The sequence below is a fragment of the Citrobacter sp. Cpo126 genome (assembly GCF_030332445.1).
Classification (GTDB): Bacteria; Pseudomonadota; Gammaproteobacteria; order Enterobacterales; family Enterobacteriaceae; genus Citrobacter; species Citrobacter portucalensis.
This window is the reverse complement of record NZ_JAOWHT010000032.1, coordinates 195,789-216,341: the sequence shown is the minus strand read 5'-3', so window position 1 is coordinate 216,341 and position 20,553 is coordinate 195,789. Positions and strand designations below refer to the sequence as shown.

The window sequence follows — 20,553 nt, the reverse complement described above, 5'->3', positions numbered from 1 at the left end:
TATCAGTATTCTTAGTCAACTTTGTTAGCAGTTAATGAGGCCGCGGTCGTTGATTTATTATTAATATTAAAAATCAACTTCAGCACATAAATAATAATCCCAGTCACTACGATAGAAAAAAGACACAAGAGTGCAGGATTCATTCCTTTTAACAGCTCGAACATTTTGTAGAAGATATAAGATATAGCGTGTGAGCCACCATCAATTGATGAGGCCATCATCTCTTTTGGCACATTCAGTTGCGCCTTTTCGGCCAAAGCCTGCGACACAACCGCGAGATCCGAACCAAACCACAGGATCCCACACACGATGACAATGCCATTAATTAATCCGCGGAACATGTTTCCGTTGCATGCAACCGTGCCAAAGACAACAAATATCGGCAGATAAGGAATATCGGCGAATGGCATCATGGTATTAAAAGGCAAAATAGTACTAATCAGGATCGTGAGTGGCACCATCAAAATACCTACAGACAATACCGCAGGATTTTTAAAAGCAATTTCACCGCTGATACCAAAATAAAGTGACTTTGTTGGAAAACGTTTCTTTACCCATTCAGAAGCAATTTCAGTAATCGGTACCAGACCACTGACCAGCACTCCCGCCATCGTCGGTAATAACACCATGACCGCAGCAAAATTCATTCCACTCTTAATAATATCGCTGAACGGTAGCGCGCCAAGCATACCGATGATCACCCCAAGAATGGCCCCCATCGCTAACGGACTACCAAAAAACCCTAGTTTGGCTTCAATTTTGCTGAGATTAAGGTCAATTTTGTTAATCAACGGAATGCGATCAATTACACGGTCCATTAAAAATGCCAGCGGAGCCCATGCGACGATCTCCGCCTGAGTAATGGTCACGTTTGGCGTGTCACAGAATTTCTGCACATGTGGGGCAATGTAATCGGCGATTTTTAGCGTAATAATAAATGTGATCCAACTTGCAAAAATCCCCATCCAAAATGAACCCGTCACCTGTTCAACGATGATTCCGGCAAATACAAAGTGCCAGTAATTCCAAAAATCAACGTTAAGAGTTTTGGTGGTATTGGTTGAAATCATCAACAAATTAGTGGCAAAACATAACGCATAAACAATCGGGAGAGAAAGCGCAGCCAGACTGAAGGCGCTAATTAACGGCCAGCCCAGATCCAATACTTCATAATGAAGATTGAGGTTTTTTACCATCGCTTCTGTCGAACTGCTAAGTGATGTCACCATAAAACCGATCAGCAACGAAAGACCGAGAAAACCAATACCTACCGTCATTGCATTTTTCGCCGCATCGGCAAGTTTCGCGCCAAATAGCACGGCAAATAAAAACATAATCATTGGAATGACCACTGCCGGGCCAAATCCGAGGATATATTGAACGACTTCCATAAGTGCCCCCCTGTTACTTTAATGAGTAAACCTTCTCTGCCACGCGATAAAAAAAGTTATCGCTGGAAAGAGCCTGGTGAGATTGCAGGTAGTTCTGGTAAAGCCCTAAAGTGTCGGCATACGGTAATGCCAGTAGAGAAACAGGCCAGTCGGATCCATACATTACTCGCTCATCACCAAATGCGGCAAAAACCGAGCTAAAATAAGGTTCAAGCTCCTGGCTCGCCTGCCCAGGTCCCGTCCAGCGGGCATAATCTGCTTCCGTGACCAGGCCTGATAGTTTGCAAAAAACATTGCTGTAAGCCTCACCAATCAACATTAACTGTTCACGCCAGCGGGTAATTTCTCCGTCGCGAACTGCGGGTTTTGCCGCATGTTCGATAACAAAGGTCACTTCCGGACAAACAGAGATAAGCTGGCTTGCCGCCTCCAGCTGTTGGTGCGTAACCAGCAGTTCATACACCAGCCCCTGCTCTCCAACGCAACGTACCCCCTGGATAAATTGCGGGGTCACTAAATGGCTCTCAGGCAAGCCCTGAGACATATAGCGGATCCCTTTCAGATAGCGGGATTTTCTCTGCAGTCTCTGCAAATCCTCTGCGATCCCAGCCCCGCGGTTTATATCCACCCATCCCACAACACCTTTTACTTCATCGTGATGCTCAGCTATTTCCAGCAGCCATTCGGTCTCCTCAATTGAAGGGATGGCTTGTACTAAAATGGCGCCTTCGATGTGGTTTTCAGCCAATACGGCCTGCAAATCGTCAATAAGAAAATCACGGCGAATTGCCGCCAGATCGTCTGTGATCCAGGCAAAATGCTCTCCCTGGCAATGCCAAACATGGTTATGGGTATCAATCACTTTCATACTCACCCTCCTGTATTTTAATTGTATACAATGAGAATACAATAAAAGTCTGTGGTTAAAAGGCAACCACGGAATGCACTATCTGAGTACGGGATCACAATTTTCACGGTTTATCTGTAGGCTAAAAAAGGGACGTAAAAGCCTATAACCGCCGTAGAATCCGATGTCACTGAGCTGAACTATTGCATGTGGTTAATGTGGTGGACGCTTGTGCGTCCCGCTGAAGTTACAGAAGCAGAATGAGCAGAGAAGAGCGATAGATGGGTAAGTACGAACTAAAATCTAAACGTTTCGTAAGTTACGATGTATTGATACGTTAACATTAATAAATAACGGTTATTTTATTGAAACCCTAAATTACGACGAGAGCTTAATACACGCCCCAACTTTGAGCCTTGCGCGCTAAACCGTGACTTAGCAGTACCCCCACGTTTCAGTTTTGTAACATCCACCAGCAAATTAGCGACCCCCCCCACATAATTCACACATCCCTCCGGTTGATGAAACGAAGCAGTTAGGTTAATCATATTGAGGCGCGCGGAAGCCAGGGGCTGTCTACCCGCACGGTATCCCGGTGATCGAGCCCCTGGATAAGATGCAGCGCGCTAAGACGACCGATTTCATAGTGCGGCAGCTGTACCGTTGAGAGCGGCGGCAAAAATAGCTCGCCGGTGCCCACCATATTGTCATAGCCCAGCACAGCGACGTCCTGCGGAATGCGCAGCCCTCGCCCCAGCAAGAGCTGGTAGATAACAAAAGCCACGCGGTCGTTACCGCACACCACCGCATCGAACATCGGGCGCGCGCCGCTCAGGTAATGCCCGACAATCTCCGCCGCATCAATATGGTGGCGCTCGCCCGGCGGAAGATAGTGGTGGAACATTGCATCAGGGTCGACACCCGCTTCACGACAAGCCCTTTCCATTCCCGCCCGACGGCGATCGGTCGCCACAATTCCTTTCGGCAGGTGGATGCACAGCAGTCGGCGATAGCCTGCGGCCAGCAGCGCTTTCACGCCAAGATATTGCCCTTGTTCATCATCGGGAATATAGGTGGGGAAAGGGCCGCTTGTGCTTTCGCAGTTCGCCAGCACGCAGCGATACTTATGCAGCTTTTCCGGTACCGGTACCTGGCGCAGCCCCATCGCGGTGTAGATAATACCGTCCGGACGATGCGCCAGCAGCAGATCAACCATTTTCTCTGGCTTGTCATTGCTGAACATATTCACCACAAAGCTATTCCAACCGTGTGCCCGCGCGGTCTCTTCGATAGAGAGCGTTATCTCCACGGAAAATGGCGTAGTCATGGTGTCCAGCGCCAGCACCCCAATCGTGTTAGCCGTGGTTTTCGCGCCACGAATTTTTTTAGCGGAGAGATCGGAGACATACCCCAGCGCATCTACCGCTTCCATCACCTTTTTATAGGTTTCAGGCCGTAGCCGTTCGGGCTCGTTAATCGCCCGCGATACGGTCATTAACGAGACGTTAGCCCGCTGCGCCACATCCTTTAAAGATGCCATACCCTCTCCTTCGCCGGTGTTCACTTTGCCGGGGTCTGAAAATGCGATCTCGATAACACCTGCAAAATGTTAACGTTAACTTTTGTGATTAACATCGATATTACCATCAAATCTGCGAGAAAACCGAGAATGTTAACGTTATCTTTTGAACAATTCACTTACAGGGACAAGCAAATGACGTCACTACTTTCCAAAGCCAACGAAGCCTTAAGCCAGCAGAAAGACCTTATAAACCCGCGCTGGTATCCACGCTATCACCTGGCGCCACCGGCGGGTTGGATGAATGATCCCAACGGTCTGTCCTGGTTCGATGGTTACTACCATGCGTTCTATCAGCACTATCCGTGGCAGCCGGTCTGGGGACCAATGCACTGGGGCCATGCGCGCAGCCGCGATATGGTGAACTGGGAGCACTTACCCATCGCACTGGCACCAGAAGGGCCGGAAGATAAAGACGGCTGTTTTTCCGGTTCAGCGGTGGTTGAAGGTAATAAGCTGGCCCTGATCTACACCGGACATAAGTTTGACGGCGAGGCGAAAGATGAAAACCTGTATCAGGTACAGTGCCTGGCCACCAGCACCGACGGGATTCACTTTGAACGCCAGGGCGTGATTCTGGATACCCCGCGAGGCGTACACCATTTTCGCGATCCGAAAGTCTGGCAAGAGGGAGACAACTGGTACATGGTGGTGGGCGCCCGGGTCGATGACGTGGGCGAAGTGCAGCTCTATCGCTCGCAAGATCTACAGCACTGGCAGTTTGCCAGCACGCTCGGCAGGGCCGATGACGGCATGGGCTACATGTGGGAGTGCCCAGACCTCTTCCCACTCAACGATAAGCTCGTCTTCATGTTCTCGCCTCAGGGCATCGCCGCAGACGGATACGATTGCCGTAACCTGTTCCAGAGCGGCTATATGGTCGGCGAATGGCAGGATAATCTCCATTTTCACGTCACCCACGCCTTCCAGGAGATGGATCACGGGCATGATTTTTACGCCCCCCAGTCATTTACCACCCCGGATGGGCGCCGCATCGTGATTGGCTGGCTGTCGATGTGGGAATCGCCAATGCCAGAACAAGCCGAAGGCTGGGCGGGCATGCTTACCCTCCCCCGCGAGGTGACGCTCGATACCGATCAGCGGCTGCGTATGAACCCGGTGAAAGAGCTGGAATTATTACGCGGTGAGCTTCATGTCTGGCCGGTCAGCGAACTGCACAATCGCATCCTGATGGTAGAGGAGCAGGCGCACGCTATTGAAGTCGAACTGAGCATCGATATCGCCCGCAGCAGTGCTGAAGAATATGGTATCGCGCTGGGTGATGGACTACGGGTCTACGTCGATGCTCAGGCACAGCGTCTGGTGCTGGATCGCCGCTACCCGCAGCATAGTCTCTCTGGTTATCGCAGCGTGCCGCTGCCAGTTGGTGACCGGCTGGATCTGCGCTTATTTATCGACAGCTCCTCGGTAGAGGTATTTGTCAATCACGGTGAATATACCCTTAGCAGTCGTATTTATCCTGAACCGGACGATCGCCAACTGACCTTATTCAGCCTGAACGGACACGCCATTTTTAATCAAGGGCATGCCTGGCCGCTCAGCGCCAAATAAACATCCGTCTTACTGCTTTGGGGAAAAATAATGACTATCTGGACGCTCGGAGACGCTGTGGTGGATTTATTGCCGCGCGACAATATGCAGTTTGAAGCCTGCGCGGGAGGCGCTCCCTTCAATGTGGCACTCGGCGTGGCTCGCCTTGGCCGCGCCAGCGGTTTTATTGGCCGTGTGGGCAATGACACTTTTGGTCGATTTCTGCATCAGACTCTGGAAACAGCGCAGGTGGATACAGGAAGTCTGGAGTTTGATGCACATCAGCACACCAGTACCGTACTGGTTTCACTGGCTCCCAACGGCGAGCGGCAGTTTGAGTTTTTGGTCAATCCGTCTGCCGATCAATTTCTCAGCCCGGCGAGCCTGCCCGACTTTGGCGCCGATATTCTGCACTTCTGCTCGCTGGCGCTGGTTGCCCCTGACTGCCGCGCCACCCTCGCCCAGGCTATGGCCGCATTGCGACAGACCGGCGGCACTCTGAGCTTTGACATCAATCTGCGTCCGCAGATGTGGAGCAACGAGATGCAGATGTTTGACCTTGTCAACGAGTTTGCCCGGCAGAGCGACATTCTGAAGATGTCGGAAGAAGAGCTGCTGTGGCTAACGCAGACCAACTGTCTCAGTAGCGCCTGCGAACGTCTGGTTGATTTTCCTGCACGCCTGAAAATCGTCACCCGCGGTGCCGACGGCGCTATCGCTTTCTGGCAAAACAGCAGGCTAACTTTAAGCGGCTATAACGTCGAAAGTATCGATACCACTGGCGCCGGTGATGCCTTTATGGCCGGGTTGCTGGCGGCACTCGCCGAGGAAGGCTGGCCCAAATCGACGTCAACGCTACTTCCACTTATCGAGCAGGCCAGCGCTTGTGGTGCTCTGGCGACCACCCGGCGTGGCGCGCTAAGCGCGTTTCCCGACAACCAACACCTGAGCAGCTTTATTCAGTCACAACCGTCGCTACGGAGGACGATTACCCCGTAATAAAGCGCACTCGTTACGTCGTATCAGAAAGACCTTACAATGACCTGATCTGGATTGGAAAAATCATGAAGATAAATATGCCGTTCAGTAATGACAAATATCGGTACTCGTCCGGGTATCTGCTTTTTTTCTTTGCCGCCTGGTCGTTGTGGTGGTCTTTTTATGCGATATGGCTAAAAAATAAACTTGGCCTGTCCGGAACGGAGCTGGGAATGCTGTATGCCGTAAACCAGTTCTTTAGCATGCTGTTTATGCTGGTCTACGGTTTTCTGCAGGATAAGCTCGGCACCCGTAAACACCTTATCTGGCTGATGGGGATAGTCATCACGCTCAGCGGCCCGTTCCTGATTTATGTTTACGAACCGCTGCTGACCTCCAACTTCAAACTTGGTATGGCGCTGGGAGCCATTTTCTTTGGCCTTGGCTACCTCGCGGGTTGTGGTCTGGTAGAAAGCTTCGTCGAAAAAGTGAGCCGCAAATTCAACTTTGAATTCGGCACCGCCCGCTTGTGGGGATCGCTTGGCTACGCCGCAGGGACATTTGTTGGCGGTATCTTCTTCAGCATCAACCCACACATTAACTTCTGGTGCGTATCGGTAATGGGGGTGTTATTCCTGTTGATTAACGTGTTGTTCAAAACCAACTCACCCGCCCCATCTTCTGTAAAAACGCGTTCTCCTGAACCTGACGCGCTGACCCGAAATGATTTTCTCACTATCTTTAAAGATACGCAGTTCTGGTTTTTCGTTATCTTTGTCGTCGGCACCTGGTCGTTCTATAGCATCTACGATCAGCAGATGTTCCCGGTGTTTTACGCCAGCTTATTTGACGATCCCGAACTGGCACCACGCGTATACGGCTACCTCAACTCGGTACAGGTCTTTATGGAAGCCGTCGGTATGGCGCTGGTTCCATTCCTGATTAACCGCATCGGGCCTAAATCCGCATTGCTGCTGGGTGGCACAATCATGACCTGTCGAATCCTGGGTTCAGCACTGTTCACCGATATCTATATTATCTCCTTGATTAAAATGCTTCATGCGCTGGAAGTCCCACTGTTTGTTATTTCAGTGTTTAAATTCAGCGTAGCAAATTTTGATAAACGCCTGTCATCAACGATATATCTTATTGGCTTCAATATCGCCAGTTCCATTGGCATTATCGTGCTGTCACTGCCTGTCGGTAAGTTGTTTGATAAAGTGGGCTATCAGGAAATCTTCCTGATTATGGCCAGCATTGTGGTAATAACGCTAATATTTGGCTACTTCTCGTTGAGCAAAAAACATCATCAGCAGAAGATGGGAAATGAACTGGTGACAGAGTAGCGAAGTTTAAAATATATCGGACAGGGCCATTGGCCCTGCCGTATCCCCCAAAAGTAAGTACGAACTGTCGATTTATTCAGGCATGTTCCAGCCAGTTGCGGAATATTTTCGCTCGCAGTATTCCCTGAAAATCAATCAGCCCAGAACAACCAAGCTTCTTGATCAGATTCTGCCTGGCCTGGTAAATCGTTTTCAAATGTAGATTTAACAAGGCGGATATCTCAAAAATAGTTCGACCTTCTCCTAACTGCGTTAGAATATATTTATCTCGCGCAGTCAGCGAAATATTTAGTTCTGACTGATTGTCGTGTATACCGCCAGAACGAGTAATATCAATAATAAATTTTTTGAATGTGGCAACGCTAACATCTATTGGCAGTCTGTAAAGTGATAAATCATTGAGATATCTGTACAGATGACCATCAATCAGCAGTACCAGACGATGCGTTTTCAGATCGTAATTTTGCCTTTTTACCGCCTCAAAGTGATTGGCGGTGAAAAAAACCAGATGCGTCTTATCATCTTCGAAAACAATATCTGCAAGAATATTCTTTAGCCCTTGCCTGATAAAAATATCATCAATCCATAAATCTGCGTTTCCAGTGTGTTCCTGAACGATGTTCATCATTATGGCCTCAATGAAAAATCACAATTGTTCTAGAGAGGGTGCTATGTATAGTCTTAATCAAAAAAATGCTCAGCATGAGTGCTTTCAGCATATAACAAAGGTACTGTACATATTATATTAACATGAAGACTTTTAGACGTCGTCAGCTGTGTAGCGCAGCACTATTTCCAGGGTTTTTCTGATAACATCTGCCTGGACAACGTCGACTGTTGATTCCAGAGAACTAATCAGGCTTAAAATGATGTTTTTATTATTAACATTATCACCTGCCAGAATTACATTTGTTACCGCCTGTCCCAATACCACAGACTCATCTGCTAATAGCTCACCTGCATTATGGAAGTAACTTGATAAAGCTTTATCCGTCATTACACTGTGGACATTAATTTCATGAAGCATGGTAACCTCGCTTGTATAGTCTGGAAGATTATCTTTAATGTAATTTAGGGTTTTTGCTGGCACTGAAAGCACTCTCATCTCTGGTTTTATCCGGTTTTCTACTTATCTTCCCCGGATTAATGTTTGTAAAATCATTGATAACGCTGTCAATTAATTGCTTGCGTGTGCCATCTATTTCACTGGCCTGCATAAGTCGCAATTGCTTAATCACTGCGGCTAACGAAACGTCTGTATGCATTCGCAAAATTTCTAGCACAGCCAAACCTGTAATTTCATGTTTCAGGCGTTCACTATCAGTTTTCTTCATAACTCCTTCACTACTTACCCCTATAAGTAAGGGGTTTATTTTATTCAAAAAGCAGACCAATTAACGCATTGTAATGTTTCTGTTCTTTCTCCCCAGATGCTTTTTCAAGACGACACAGAAGCTTGGTGCAAAGTGATTTGCGGTTCAGATTTCGTCCATCCTTGAGTATCTCAGTGACGATTTCTCCCAATGTTTCCTGTTGAGTTGGCAGATGCGCCTTCGCAAAGTAACGAGAAATCGCGCTTGCAGTATCAGTGCGAACGGTATGCTGCTGCATGTCATGCTCCTGTAACAAAATGCTGGTGAATATTAAGTTTTATAACAGTAGCAAAGTTGTACCAAAAATGTGTACAACGCGAACCATCAATTTTTATCAAAAAGTGCTAAATCAATATAATCAGTAATTTATATCAATACCAAACTACATAAAATCAAATTCAGTTGTACAATCCACTTCGTTTAACGAATGAATTCGATCTTTTTAAGGGCCTTTGTTTGTAAAAATAAAGTTAGAATAATGTATTAAAATCAGGACATAAGATGGTTTGTTTGATACTGTCCATATATCTTCCCTTCCCTTGATCCCGGACTGTCCATGCTCACGACCATTATTTACCGTAGCCATCTACGTGATGACGCCCCCCTCAGAGCGCTTGAGGATATGGTGACAGCCGCAAATCTAAAAAACCGGCGCTCCGATGTTACGGGAATTTTACTCTTTAATGGCCGCCACTTTTTCCAACTGCTTGAAGGACCTGAGGAGCAGGTAAAAGAGATTTATCGTTGTATATGTAACGACCCACGGCACCACAATATCGTTGAGCTGATGTGTGATTACGCGCCTGCGAGAAGATTCGGAAAGGTGGGAATGGAGTTATTTGATTTACAAAAACATGAACGCAATGACGTCCTGCAAGCGGTACTTAACAAGGGAACATCAAAATTTCAGCTCACCTATGATGACCGGGCATTACAGTTTTTCCGCACATTTGTCCTTGCGACGGAAAAATCGAGTTATTTTGAAATACCTGCGCCTGATTACTGGAGTTTTATTGCCGACAACTCTTGTACTCTCCTGGATGGAAGCACACTCCAGTCCAATATCGATTTCAGCTTTGCTTTTCAACCCATTATCGATCCTATGTCGCAGCGCGTCATTGCTCTGGAAGCACTTATTCGTGGTAGAGACGGTGAAACGCCCGCAACTTATTTTGGCAACTTAAATCCTGAAGAACTGTATACCGCGGATCTGCAGAGCAAAAAGACTGCTTTTGCAATGGCAAGCGCGCTGGGACTTAACGACAAAATGCTGTCAGTCAATCTGCTCCCTATGACCCTGGTAAACAAACCCGATGCAGTCAGCTTTCTGATAAACGAAATCGCGGCGCACGGACTGGTGCCTGAACAAATCATTGTAGAGTTTACCGAAAGCGAAGTTATATCGCGCTTTGATACGTTCGCGCAGGCCGTAAAGTCACTCAAGGCTGCGGGGATCTGTGTGGCGATAGATCATTTTGGGGCAGGTTTTGCCGGGCTTCAGCTTCTGTCTCGTTTTCAACCCGACCGAATTAAGATAAGCCGCGAGCTGATCACGGATGTGCATAAAAGTGGACCAAGACAGGCCATCATTCAGGCAATTATAAAATGCTGCACTTCACTGGAAATCATGATTTCCGCAGTCGGCGTTGAAAAACCTGAAGAGTGGATGTGGCTTGAGTCCGCAGGTATTGAAATCTTCCAGGGTAACCTTTTTGCACAAGCCTGCCTGAATGGTATTCCGTCTGTTGCATGGCCAGAGAAAAATGATTTCTCAGCGTCAAAATAACTAACGCATTGTTATAAATAAACAATCACCACAACCGCCCTCATGCTGAACATAAAAATTCAGCATTTACTCCCTGCGTGATAGTAAAGTAAATCTTAATTTTGCTAGAATCCTCTGTATGTTTTGTACAATTTGATGCATGTTGTACAAAGTAACAGGAACCGCATATCGGTGACGGAGAATCAGGAGTGTCCGGGGGAACTATGGCTTATTACAGCATTGGGGATGTCGCAGAACGTTGCGGGATAAATCCTGTCACCCTTCGGGCATGGCAACGACGTTACGGTTTACTCAAACCTCAACGCAGTGAAGGTGGCCACCGACTCTTTGATGAAGAAGATATTCAGCGTATTGAAGAAATAAAACGTTGGATTAGCAATGGCATACCTGTTGGGAAAGTTAAGGCATTGCTGGAAACCAGTACCCGTCAAGCTGACGACGACTGGAATCAATTACAAGAAGAGATGATGAGCATTCTTCGCATGGCGCATCCACCGAAGCTGCGAGCCAAAATTACTGCACTCGGTCGCGTTCACCCCGTAGATGCGCTGATCGATCACGTTTATCTTCCCGTACGTCAACGGCTGATACTTGACCATAATACATCCCGCATAATGAACAGCATGCTTGATGGCGCATTGATTGAATATGTTGCCACACTGCTGTCTGAAACGCGGCGCAAGTCAGGAAAGGATGCCCTCCTGATGGCCTGGGATGTTGAAGACAGAACCCGTCTGTGGCTCGAAGCCTGGCGCTTATCGCAATCTGGTTGGCATATTGCCGTTCTGGCTGAACCCATTGAATCGCCAAGACCTGAACTTTTCCCTGGGCAAACCCTTTTTGTCTGGACCGGTATTACGCCAACCCGCAGACAAAATGAACTGCTCCAACACTGGAATGAACAAGGTTATAAGGTCATCTTCCACAGCCCGTAACCTACACGTAATACGTGTAAGATAAATCATACAACTCTCATTTTTTGGCTGGTTATTTTGAGTACCACCCAAGGAATATGTTGCCCTCTATCCTCCTGACTTAACCCCGGCCATAGCATAAAAATAAAACAATATACTAACCCATTGGTATTATTTTTTTGCAGACGACATCACCTTTTTCCTAAGTAAAATTCATTAGATCAACTGGCGTACGTCTAATACTTATTCTAGGGTTAAATTATGTCTTCTTGTGCCACATTATTGTTTTTCTAAAGTAATAAATGTGGTTATTTGAAAAAGGTAAAGGATATGGCTCTAGTCTTAGACAAACGCTTAATTCTTTGTTGCTGCGCCTTTTCCATTATTTCTGTGGCAAATGCAGCAACCGTTAACGGAACATTTCAGGTGCTGATGACGATTCAAAAGGCCTGTACCGTAACTGCCGGTTCGGCTTCAAATATTACACTTGGTCCGGTGAATACCACGGCGACAAATACCAGTGCAAGCAACACTATTTCAATTAATTGCTCAAAAACCACGCCCTATTTTATCGGTCTGGCACCGTCGGCTGCCAATGGAGGGACGACAACAGGATCTGGCGCCATGTCCTCCGTAGCTAACGCTGCCACCAATACCGACAAAGTGCCCTATCAGCTAAATCGTACATCAGCAACAGGTCCGGTGTGGGGGAATACCGCCACCGACACCGCACCTGGAAATGGGGTAGCGGCGACGGGTACAGGTCTGGCGCAAACGTATACTGTTTATGCCACCGCACCGAGCGCCAACTTCACTCCTGACGACTATGCCGACACGGTAACGGTTAACGTTAACTACTAACTTCAGGAAGCCATATGAGAGTAAAACTGCCTGTAAAGCAGTGTGCCTGCGCATGCCTGCTAGGGATGGTTGCGAGCGTCAATCTTGCCACCGCCAGCGGACTGCAAATAGCCCCGGTCACGTTAACGTTGCAAGCGACGCAAAATGCCGATGGTATCTGGCTGAGTAACGCGGGTGAAAATGTGCTCAATGCCCAGGTTCGGGTTTTTCGCTGGAGTCAAAGCGCTTATGACGACAAACTTTCTCCCTCTCAGGGGCTGGTGATTAGCCCGCCGATGTTAGCATTAGCCCCTGGAGAACGTCAGTTGATTCGTGTTATTCGTACAAGCCCTCCCTCGGCACATGCCGAAGACGCTTATCGTTTGTCGATAGATGAGTTACCGCCTGCAAAAGTAGAAAAAAACAAGCTTCAGTTTGTGCTGCATTATTCTGTTCCCGTTTTCATTCAACCAACATCAGCGGCACAAACGCAGGCAAAACTGCAATGGAAATTACAGCAACTGGATGGCAAAAAATTTATTGAAGTCAGTAATCAGGGAAATGGGCATGCACAGTTATCTGCTGCAACATTTATAAGCCCTGACGGTACTAAAAAAGTCATTACACCCGGACTATTAGGCTACGTTTTACCCGGATCAACAATGCGCTGGATAGTTTCCCCGTCAGCCAGGAATAATCATTACGGCGGGAAAGTTGAAGTCACAATCAATGGCCAAAAAACAGTACAAGATCTGTAACAGATCCTGGCTTCTGGTGAAATATTGCTTTCTCAATGGAGTATTAATATCGGGAATGGTTTGCGCACAAACGCTGAATAATAACCAGAACGAAAATGGTGTTATTAATAGCGCCTCGCAGATTACGGGAGTCGATTTGTATCTCGACGTCACCTTAAATGGGAATCCCGTTGGGCTGGTTCATTTTGGCTACGATAATGGAAAGCTTTATGCAGGAGCAGATACTCTGCGTAAAATGGGCTTTCGCTTTGCTCCAGACGCCACTAACGCCGTCTGCCTGAACGATATCCCCCAGCTAACCATTGACTACAACGTTCAGTTGCAAACGCTCTCGCTTACTGCGCCGCTCAGTTCACTCGATCTTGCGACCACGCAGCTTAACTCGCCCACCGAAACCGCGCCAACGGCAACAACATCACGCGGGGCGCTGCTCAATTATGATATCTATACGCAACAGGGGGATGAAAGCGCAATCAATACCTTCAGCGAAATTCGCGCCTTCAATGCGACCGGCGTGCTCAGCACCACTCAGTTGACGCAGTACTCTACCGAGGAATATGCCGATAACAGCGTTGAGCGCCTCGACACCAGCTGGCGTACGTCATTTCCTGATTCGATGTTGGCGTTAACCGTTGGCGATACCCTGACTAGTTCACTCATCTGGTCCCGACCGACGCGAATCGGCGGCATTCAGATAGGCACCGATTTTGGGTTACAGCCCTATATGCCAACCACCCCGCTTCCAGCATATCTGGGATCCGCGACGTTACCGTCAAACGTTGAGCTGTACGTCGACGGCGTCAGGTACTACAACGGAGAAGTCCCCGCAGGTAGCTTTCAGATCAACACAATGCCTAACATCAGCGGCGCGGGAACGGGTCAGGTGATGATGACAGATGCGTTGGGCAGAACGAGCGTACAAAATTTCTCGTTCTACAACGATCAGCAACTCCTGCGGGAAGGATTAACCGCCTGGTCGGCAGAATTAGGCACGGTACGCGAAAATTATGGTTACTCCTCTTTTGATTATGCCAGCGCACCAGTATTGAGCGCTACGTGGCGTCGCGGGTTTAGCAATACGTTCACCGCCGGGACTCACGCGGAAACCAGCGATGGACTGATTAACGCGGGCTTCAGTAACGACTGGATCCCAGGAACCCGCAGCGGCACGTTTTCGACCTCACTTGCCGCAAGTACCGACTCAGGAAAGAACGGGTTTTTGTACAGTTTTGGTTACCGTTGGTCCGGCGAACGGTTTAATTTTAGTACCAGTACCACGGCAACTTCCGGCGATTATCGCGATGTCGCCACCCATTACGGTGAGCCGCCCCCCACGCTTAACAGCAACACGGTTATTGGTTATTCGCTGGAAGCAGCTGGAAATGTCAGCCTGAGCTATTTGCAGTTTCGTTATCCACACGAAAATGCGGTGCGCTACGCCAATGCCAGCTGGTTTAAATCTCTCACCGACAACATCTCACTGAATGCCGGATTCAACCAGAACATTGACGACAACCGCGATCGCAGTCTCTATTTGATGGTGACCATCACGACCGACAACAATCTGAGCGCCAGCAGCACCCTACAACGTACCAACGACGAAAGCGGTTACCAGCTCAACGCCAGCCTGACGCCCCCTGCCGACGGCGGCTGGGGCTGGAATTTGGCTGCCAGTCAGCAGGCTTCCCGGCAAAGTGGCCAAGGAGAAGTGGGATATCTGGGACGTTATGGTAAAGCGTACGCGGGATTCAGCCGTTTACCGGATAACCATTACGGTTATGCCGGCGCAACCGGATCGCTGGTGACCATGGGAGGCGGCCTGTTTGCAGCAAGAGAAATCAATAATGGTTTTGCCGTCGTCTCAACTGACGGCGTGCCTGATGTTCCGGTCAAATTGCAAAATAACCTGATCGGTCGCAGCGATGACCAGGGACTACTGCTGGTCACACCGCTCAACAGTTATCAAAAAAACCTGATCAGTATTGACCCGATGGATCTCCCTGCCAATATGCGGATCGCACGCGTTGAGACGAATGCCACGCCAGCCGATCGTTCCGGTACTTTGGTTAGCTTTGGCATCACCCCCGTCCGCGCTGCGCAGATTATCCTCGTCGACAATCAGGGTAAGCCAATTCCTGAAGGCAGCATGGCTTACGCCATCAACGAAAAAGGACAATCGTCTGTCGTTGGCTTTGATGGAATGACATGGTTCGACACTCTTGAGCAGCACAACACGCTGCGCGTTGATACGGACACCGGTAGTTGTCGCGTGCAATTTGATTATCCCGCGTCAGCAAAGGGGATTGTGCAAATAGGCCCACTGGTTTGTCGCCCACACTAACAGGAGTGCGCTCATGAGGTTAAGACATCTGCTACTCATCGCTGCCGTACTTTTTTGTCCGGCAATTAGCCATGCGGTAACCTGTTCGGTGAGCAATGTGCAACCCATAAATTTAGGTTCGGTCAATCCACTGTCTGCGACAGGCGCAACGTCATCAATGACGTTCAGTTACACTTGCACCAAAGAGCTTGGTGACGTGCTGGCAGGGATCAATCTCTGTTTTAATATTGGCGCCTCGGCCGTCAGTGGCCAGGTGACAACCCGAAATATGTCGTTAAGCGGAAACCCCGCCAGAACGCTGGCATACCAGCTTTACCAGGATAGCGGGCGCACCAAAGTCTGGGGCAGCCAGTATCAGTCAGGAACCACTTTTCCCATGGTACAGCTTAACCTGCTGAATCTGACGCCAGTGACGGGTTCACTCACGGTATCGGCGCAGATCGTCACGCCACAAACGGCAGCCGTCCCCGGAAATTATCAGGATAGCTATACGACGGCAACAGCCCTTGTCACCCTCAATCCCGGATTGCTTTTCCCGCCAACCACCTGTGGTGATACCGTTGCCGCCAGGTTTCCTTTCACCGTCACAGCTGCTGTCAGCAAACAGTGTAATATCACCTCCGCGACTAACATCAGCTTTGCTCCCACCAGCGGAACGGGTCGTAATCTCACGGCGTCAAATAACGTAGGCGTAGCCTGTTCCAATAACACGCCTTACACCATCGGACTTCAACCCTCCAACGGCAATACGGCAGGCAGCGGCGTGATGGCAGGCTCGGGGTCAAATACGGATAAAGTCCCCTACCAGCTTAGTTCGACGCCAGGTCCTTCCGGTATGGTGTGGGGCAATACATCGCTCAATACCGTTGCGGGCAGCGGCACGGGGACAACGACTACCTACCCGGTTTACGCCACCGTTCCCAGCGCAAACTACACGCCAGACAACTATGCCGATACTGTCACCATCGCAGTGACCTACTGACGCCCAGCTTAACAGCAATAAAGCAAACACATTTTATTATCATATTATTTACTTTTAGAGGTGCGTCATAAATCTGACAAATTGCGATTTTTACAATTTATGCATATTAAACTACACAAACCGCAAAACAACCGCGATGAAAGCCAAAACTAAGAATAACTATTCACCACCAAGCCAAAACCCACACTACTCATACTGATAATCCGTGTTAGCCAGACAGGCTGTTCTATGAAAAAAATGTTAAATTTAGGTTTATATGGTGAGATTCACTGTATACCACGGCCAAATTAAGAACATATTACTTTTAAAACTAAGGTTTATCATGGATAAGTTATCTTACGCTTCAGATAGCAGCACATCTGCCTGGAATACCTACCTGCAACAAATCGAGCGTGTGGCCCCTTACCTGGGCGAACTTTCCCATTGGGTGGATACCCTGCGCCACCCAAAACGCGCGCTGATTGTCGATATCCCGGTGCAGATGGATGACGGCACTATCCGTCATTTTGAAGGGTATCGCGTGCAACATAACCTCTCCCGCGGTCCGGGCAAAGGCGGTGTGCGTTATCATCCTGATGTTGATCTTAATGAAGTGATGGCCCTGTCTGCATGGATGACCATCAAATGCGCAGCGTTGAACCTGCCGTACGGCGGAGCCAAAGGCGGTGTGCGCGTCGATCCGTTCTCACTTTCTGAAGGTGAACTGGAGCGTTTAACCCGCCGTTATACCAGCGAAATCGGCATTATCATTGGGCCGCAGAAAGACATTCCTGCGCCGGATGTAGGTACGAACGGAAAAGTCATGGCCTGGATGATGGATACCTACTCCATGAACCACGGCACCACCGTGACCAGTGTGGTCACCGGTAAACCTATTCACCTCGGCGGCTCGTTAGGCCGTGATAAAGCCACCGGTCGCGGCGTTTTCGTCAGTGGTCTGGAAGTCGCGCGTCGTGCGAACATTGAAGTTGAAGGCGCTCGCGTGGCGGTACAAGGTTTCGGTAACGTCGGCAGCGAAGCCGCCCGCCTGTTCGCCGCAGCGGGTGCGCGTGTCGTCGCTATTCAGGATCACACCGCAACGCTGTTTAACTCCACGGGTATCGACATGACCGCGCTGTCTGCCTGGCAGTTGGAGCACAAACAGATTGCCGGTTTCCCAGGCGCTGAAACCATCGCCAGCGAAGCCTTCTGGAGCGTGGAAATGGATATCCTGATCCCTGCCGCGCTGGAAGGACAGATTACCCGTCAGCGTGCAGAAATGCTGACCTGCAAACTGGTACTTGAGGGCGCTAACGGCCCGACTTACCCGGATGCCGATGATATGCTGGCAAGCCGCGGTATCATCGTGGTACCTGACGTCGTATGTAACGCAGGCGGCGTAACCGTCAGCTACTTCGAATGGGTCCAGGACATGGCAAGCTTCTTCTGGAGTGAAGAAGAGATCAACAATCGCATGGACAAAATCATGACTGATGCGATGGTGCACGTATGGGAAAAAGCAGCTGAGAAATCCTGCTCCCTGCGTACCGCAGCCTACATTGTTGCCTGCGAACGCATTCTGCTGGCACGTAAAGATCGCGGAATTTATCCGGGCTAATACGACGGCAGATACGCCAACGTTTTTGACCGACGATAAACGCCAGTCGTGAGTTACGCCAATAATGCTGCATTATTTGTGGCATTATTGGCGTGTAGTAGCCTGATTCATCTGCCCCGCTTTCTGCGTTTTACTTACCCAATATCTGCGCATTTTGTTAGCCAATAAACATTAAATTCCATCGCTGCAACCATAATTTGCGTTAAGAACCCATAGCAACGCATTATTGGTTGCAATGTCTACTACCAATATTACGCCCCCCATATATATTGACGAACTGATTAAAAATCCCGAATAATTGTCGAATTATGGCATTCTGGCTGCAGGGAAAGTTGCCTGACACAGTGCGATTAGATCGGGCCGGGAAAACTCAGCGAATAACCACGTGAGAATATAATGGTCGATCATTCATCTGCTTCTGAGCACAACGATTTTACTCGTTGCCTGTCTCTTTTCGACAGCGCATTTCCACAAATCTTATCCCTGCTGGATATGCCAGCCCCCACGCAACTTTCGCCTGATACGTTTTATTATTCACTTGATAAAGCCCGAGAGAGATTGGGCAACTGGAGCAGTGTAGCGGCCCGGTTTAACTATAATGAGCAGGAAATGGCGAGCTTTCTTGCGGCATTACGCACCTTGAACAAATGGCTCGGCAGAAATACAGATGGCCAGCCTGCCGACAGAAATCTGACCATTGCCGCGTTGCGTTTTTTGTGGCAGCTCGAATATTTGCGAGAAAAACAGCCTCAATTAACTTATTCAACGACGCTGCATAACGAAGGCGAAGAAAAGCAGTTACGTAGTTTGCAGCAGGTACGAGCATTAGAGCTGACCATTCGTAGTTTAATTAATGAAGCGTACAATAACCAACAAGCCCTACTTGAGCACCTAAACAAACTATTTGGTCAGGAACGTGTAAAAAAATGGCTCAACGTTGCCGATCGTGATGACGTATTGAGCGGTACCCTTTTCAGTGAACTCGCCTCACTATTTATTGATAAAGACGAATATCCCATCCACTACTCTCCACTTTATCAATATACCCCTTTGCTCAGCTTTGTTAACGATAAACGTAGAACACTGAATACCTTTCTTGACGATATTCGCGTAATTCGCAACCGTCTGGCGCATCATAAGCGGGTAACCTCCGTCCAAACAACATTGGTGAATTACTATTACCAAGAAATTACTGAGCCGGTACAGGAGGCCTTCGACGAAGGCCGGGTAAAAGTTAACCCTGATCGCTTTTTTGATGACAGCAATGCTGAGGTTGCTCACTATTTCGAACAGACAGCCAAAAAAATTGAAGATCTCGGCGGTGACGTTCAGGAAATAAAGGATGATCTGGTGGCTCAGGCTCAGGATATTGGAAAAATCAAAATTGATACGCGCATCATTCGCAATCGAGTAGCCTGGGTGCTGGGCGGTATCGTCGTCATTATTGTTGGCTCAGTACTGACTTTCGGAACCTCAACCAAGACGCTGGTGAATACGGAGTCCATCCGTAGCGATCTCGGGGAAGTGGGTAAAACGGTTGCTGGGGCGAAAAAAGAAACCAGTAACGATCCGCGTAAAGAACTGGCGAATATCGGCATTGCCTGGGATGAAAAAAATCTTCGCGCCGCTATCGATCGCGGTGATACCCAGGTTGTCAATCTGTTTCTTGCCGGAGGCATGCGCTGGAAACTGTATTATGCCGAAGCCGCATTACTGGAAGATCGCCAGGAAACGTTGAATGCCCTATTACAATCAGCATCGTTGATGGATGAAAAAAACGGCTGCCTCAGAATGGCCAGTAAATTACGTCAGCAAGCGGACCACAATGGCACGCTGACCCCCATACAGATTCGTTATTTAAAAACATTCTGTTCTTCTGCCAAGGATGTTCAGGGTATTAAAGCGGAACTCGACAGAGCGCTTAATTTTGAGAAAGCCCAGAAGAAAGCTTACGATGAAGAAATGGCCAAAAATGAACCTGCAGGTCGCTGTGAGCGCCGTCTGATGGCCGATAATGCGCGTGAGTTACTGGCTGACGCGTCGCAATTTTCACTGCAAAGACCGACCACTTATTCACTCCATGATGTGTTATTGAAAGAACTGAATACGCGTCTGATGTTCGGCACACTCAACGAGGCAGAGTTAAAAAGCCTGGTTAAGAACTACTGCGTAAAACAAGAAAACCATGAACCCAATATTGCGATTGGCGATAACTGGAGTCGCTCACAACGGGTCATTTATAACGTAGTCAAATAATGAGCGATCCAACA

The 20,553-nt window shown here is 48.6% G+C and carries 18 protein-coding genes; 11 read left to right on the top strand and 7 right to left on the bottom strand.

What is annotated here, in order from left to right; genetic code table 11:
• Positions 1 to 11: 11 nt before the first annotated feature.
• The 3 genes from OGY17_RS10310 to OGY17_RS10300 form a co-directional block, all read right to left on the bottom strand.
• Entirely contained in the window at positions 12 to 1,391 is a 1,380-nt protein-coding gene (locus tag OGY17_RS10310) for a PTS transporter subunit IIC (protein WP_053069329.1), read from the bottom strand.
• A gap of 13 nt (positions 1,392 to 1,404) precedes the next feature.
• Positions 1,405 to 2,259, bottom strand: a complete 855-nt coding sequence (locus OGY17_RS10305) for an amidohydrolase family protein (protein ID WP_195994712.1) — start codon at positions 2,257 to 2,259, stop codon at positions 1,405 to 1,407.
• A gap of 523 nt (positions 2,260 to 2,782) precedes the next feature.
• Complete coding sequence (locus OGY17_RS10300; protein ID WP_286607167.1) at positions 2,783 to 3,778, bottom strand: LacI family DNA-binding transcriptional regulator; 996 nt, start codon at positions 3,776 to 3,778, stop codon at positions 2,783 to 2,785.
• A gap of 174 nt (positions 3,779 to 3,952) precedes the next feature.
• Between OGY17_RS10300 and OGY17_RS10295 the strand changes: the two genes are divergently transcribed.
• The 3 genes from OGY17_RS10295 to OGY17_RS10285 all read left to right on the top strand — a co-directional run bounded on the left by OGY17_RS10295 (position 3,953) and on the right by OGY17_RS10285 (position 7,692).
• Positions 3,953 to 5,389: a glycoside hydrolase family 32 protein gene (locus tag OGY17_RS10295; RefSeq protein ID WP_286607165.1), complete on the top strand. Its 1,437-nt coding sequence runs from the start codon at positions 3,953 to 3,955 to the stop codon at positions 5,387 to 5,389.
• A 30-nt stretch (positions 5,390 to 5,419) separates the two neighbouring features.
• Entirely contained in the window at positions 5,420 to 6,367 is a 948-nt protein-coding gene (locus tag OGY17_RS10290; protein WP_286607163.1) for a PfkB family carbohydrate kinase, read from the top strand.
• A 65-nt stretch (positions 6,368 to 6,432) separates the two neighbouring features.
• Positions 6,433 to 7,692 carry an MFS transporter gene (locus tag OGY17_RS10285; protein WP_003833490.1) on the top strand — a complete coding sequence of 420 codons (1,260 nt, stop codon included), beginning with the start codon at positions 6,433 to 6,435 and terminating at the stop codon, positions 7,690 to 7,692.
• Between the two features lie 76 nt (positions 7,693 to 7,768).
• On the opposite strand, the gene OGY17_RS10280 is transcribed toward OGY17_RS10285, so the two are convergent.
• The 4 genes from OGY17_RS10280 to ycgZ all read right to left on the bottom strand — a co-directional run bounded on the left by OGY17_RS10280 (position 7,769) and on the right by ycgZ (position 9,303).
• Positions 7,769 to 8,320, bottom strand: a complete 552-nt coding sequence (locus tag OGY17_RS10280; RefSeq protein ID WP_048235241.1) for a LuxR C-terminal-related transcriptional regulator — start codon at positions 8,318 to 8,320, stop codon at positions 7,769 to 7,771.
• Between the two features lie 132 nt (positions 8,321 to 8,452).
• The gene (locus OGY17_RS10275) at positions 8,453 to 8,719 is read right to left on the bottom strand and encodes a biofilm development regulator YmgB/AriR family protein (RefSeq protein ID WP_008784990.1); all 267 of its coding nucleotides are present in this window, start codon (positions 8,717 to 8,719) and stop codon (positions 8,453 to 8,455) included.
• Positions 8,720 to 8,753: 34 nt separating this feature from the next.
• Positions 8,754 to 9,026 (bottom strand): hypothetical protein, encoded by a 273-nt coding sequence (locus OGY17_RS10270; protein WP_008784991.1) that lies wholly within the window; start codon positions 9,024 to 9,026, stop codon positions 8,754 to 8,756.
• A gap of 40 nt (positions 9,027 to 9,066) precedes the next feature.
• On the bottom strand, positions 9,067 to 9,303 hold the full coding sequence (gene ycgZ / locus OGY17_RS10265) for a regulatory protein YcgZ (protein WP_003833500.1): 237 nt from the start codon (positions 9,301 to 9,303) through the stop codon (positions 9,067 to 9,069).
• 318 nt (positions 9,304 to 9,621) lie between these two features.
• Between ycgZ and OGY17_RS10260 the strand changes: the two genes are divergently transcribed.
• From OGY17_RS10260 to OGY17_RS10225, 8 genes are all read left to right on the top strand, one after another.
• Positions 9,622 to 10,851 (top strand): diguanylate phosphodiesterase, encoded by a 1,230-nt coding sequence (locus OGY17_RS10260; protein WP_111465468.1) that lies wholly within the window; start codon positions 9,622 to 9,624, stop codon positions 10,849 to 10,851.
• A 203-nt stretch (positions 10,852 to 11,054) separates the two neighbouring features.
• Positions 11,055 to 11,786: a MerR family transcriptional regulator gene (locus tag OGY17_RS10255; RefSeq protein WP_008784993.1), complete on the top strand. Its 732-nt coding sequence runs from the start codon at positions 11,055 to 11,057 to the stop codon at positions 11,784 to 11,786.
• A 309-nt stretch (positions 11,787 to 12,095) separates the two neighbouring features.
• The gene (locus tag OGY17_RS10250; RefSeq protein ID WP_003833507.1) at positions 12,096 to 12,626 is read left to right on the top strand and encodes a Csu type fimbrial protein; all 531 of its coding nucleotides are present in this window, start codon (positions 12,096 to 12,098) and stop codon (positions 12,624 to 12,626) included.
• 14 nt (positions 12,627 to 12,640) lie between these two features.
• Positions 12,641 to 13,363 carry a fimbrial biogenesis chaperone gene (locus tag OGY17_RS10245; protein ID WP_003833508.1) on the top strand — a complete coding sequence of 241 codons (723 nt, stop codon included), beginning with the start codon at positions 12,641 to 12,643 and terminating at the stop codon, positions 13,361 to 13,363.
• A gap of 55 nt (positions 13,364 to 13,418) precedes the next feature.
• Complete coding sequence (locus tag OGY17_RS10240) at positions 13,419 to 15,704, top strand: fimbria/pilus outer membrane usher protein (RefSeq protein ID WP_286607160.1); 2,286 nt, start codon at positions 13,419 to 13,421, stop codon at positions 15,702 to 15,704.
• Between the two features lie 13 nt (positions 15,705 to 15,717).
• Positions 15,718 to 16,686 carry a Csu type fimbrial protein gene (locus tag OGY17_RS10235; protein WP_057066769.1) on the top strand — a complete coding sequence of 323 codons (969 nt, stop codon included), beginning with the start codon at positions 15,718 to 15,720 and terminating at the stop codon, positions 16,684 to 16,686.
• A gap of 322 nt (positions 16,687 to 17,008) precedes the next feature.
• Entirely contained in the window at positions 17,009 to 18,283 is a 1,275-nt protein-coding gene (locus OGY17_RS10230) for a Glu/Leu/Phe/Val family dehydrogenase (RefSeq protein ID WP_020996616.1), read from the top strand.
• A 396-nt stretch (positions 18,284 to 18,679) separates the two neighbouring features.
• Complete coding sequence (locus OGY17_RS10225) at positions 18,680 to 20,539, top strand: STY4199 family HEPN domain-containing protein (RefSeq protein ID WP_234692011.1); 1,860 nt, start codon at positions 18,680 to 18,682, stop codon at positions 20,537 to 20,539.
• The last annotated feature ends 14 nt before the right edge of the window (positions 20,540 to 20,553 follow it).

Coding starts and splice junctions, on each gene's coding strand:
- OGY17_RS10230 (WP_020996616.1), top strand. CDS start 17,009: ATGGATAAGTTATCTTACGCTTCAGATAGCAGCACATCTGCCTGGAAT.
- OGY17_RS10275 (WP_008784990.1), bottom strand. CDS start 8,719: ATGCTTCATGAAATTAATGTCCACAGTGTAATGACGGATAAAGCTTTA.
- OGY17_RS10305 (WP_195994712.1), bottom strand. CDS start 2,259: ATGAAAGTGATTGATACCCATAACCATGTTTGGCATTGCCAGGGAGAG.
- OGY17_RS10300 (WP_286607167.1), bottom strand. CDS start 3,778: ATGGCATCTTTAAAGGATGTGGCGCAGCGGGCTAACGTCTCGTTAATG.
- OGY17_RS10240 (WP_286607160.1), top strand. CDS start 13,419: ATGGTTTGCGCACAAACGCTGAATAATAACCAGAACGAAAATGGTGTT.
- OGY17_RS10295 (WP_286607165.1), top strand. CDS start 3,953: ATGACGTCACTACTTTCCAAAGCCAACGAAGCCTTAAGCCAGCAGAAA.
- OGY17_RS10255 (WP_008784993.1), top strand. CDS start 11,055: ATGGCTTATTACAGCATTGGGGATGTCGCAGAACGTTGCGGGATAAAT.
- ycgZ (WP_003833500.1), bottom strand. CDS start 9,303: ATGCAGCAGCATACCGTTCGCACTGATACTGCAAGCGCGATTTCTCGT.
- OGY17_RS10290 (WP_286607163.1), top strand. CDS start 5,420: ATGACTATCTGGACGCTCGGAGACGCTGTGGTGGATTTATTGCCGCGC.
- OGY17_RS10225 (WP_234692011.1), top strand. CDS start 18,680: ATGGTCGATCATTCATCTGCTTCTGAGCACAACGATTTTACTCGTTGC.
- OGY17_RS10235 (WP_057066769.1), top strand. CDS start 15,718: ATGAGGTTAAGACATCTGCTACTCATCGCTGCCGTACTTTTTTGTCCG.
- OGY17_RS10280 (WP_048235241.1), bottom strand. CDS start 8,320: ATGATGAACATCGTTCAGGAACACACTGGAAACGCAGATTTATGGATT.
- OGY17_RS10250 (WP_003833507.1), top strand. CDS start 12,096: ATGGCTCTAGTCTTAGACAAACGCTTAATTCTTTGTTGCTGCGCCTTT.
- OGY17_RS10270 (WP_008784991.1), bottom strand. CDS start 9,026: ATGAAGAAAACTGATAGTGAACGCCTGAAACATGAAATTACAGGTTTG.
- OGY17_RS10285 (WP_003833490.1), top strand. CDS start 6,433: ATGAAGATAAATATGCCGTTCAGTAATGACAAATATCGGTACTCGTCC.
- OGY17_RS10260 (WP_111465468.1), top strand. CDS start 9,622: ATGCTCACGACCATTATTTACCGTAGCCATCTACGTGATGACGCCCCC.
- OGY17_RS10310 (WP_053069329.1), bottom strand. CDS start 1,391: ATGGAAGTCGTTCAATATATCCTCGGATTTGGCCCGGCAGTGGTCATT.
- OGY17_RS10245 (WP_003833508.1), top strand. CDS start 12,641: ATGAGAGTAAAACTGCCTGTAAAGCAGTGTGCCTGCGCATGCCTGCTA.